We start from the raw sequence: 372 nt of genomic DNA, 5'->3' as shown, positions 1-372 counted from the left end.
TCGATCTCGTCGGCGAGGACGTGCTGGTGACCGGCGCCGGGCCGATCGGCATCATGGGGGCGCTGGTCGCCAAGCGTTCCGGCGCGCGCAAGGTGGTGATCACCGACATCAACCCGACGCGGCTGGCACTCGCCAAGAGCGTCGGCATCGACCATGTCGTCGATGCCTCGAAGGAAAACCTTGCCGACGTGATGAAGGCGATCGGCATGACCGAAGGTTTTGACGTCGGGCTGGAAATGTCGGGCGCGGCCCCTGCCTTCCGCGACATGATCGACAAGATGAACAATGGCGGCAAGATCGCCATCCTCGGCATCGCACCGGCCGGCTTCGAGATCGACTGGAACAAGGTGATCTTCAAGATGCTCAACCTCA

Annotated in this window: 1 protein-coding gene; it reads left to right on the top strand. The window is 62.6% G+C overall.

Annotated features, from left to right (window positions below):
* A partial coding sequence (locus IB272_RS35750) for a zinc-binding dehydrogenase (RefSeq protein WP_192445900.1) occupies positions 1-372 on the top strand: 372 nt, incomplete at both ends.

This window comes from Ensifer sp. ENS08 (genome assembly GCF_014852195.1).
Lineage (GTDB): Bacteria > Pseudomonadota > Alphaproteobacteria > Rhizobiales > Rhizobiaceae > Ensifer > Ensifer adhaerens.
Note: the sequence above shows the minus strand (reverse complement) of the source record. Positions and strands in the feature narration are given on the sequence as shown.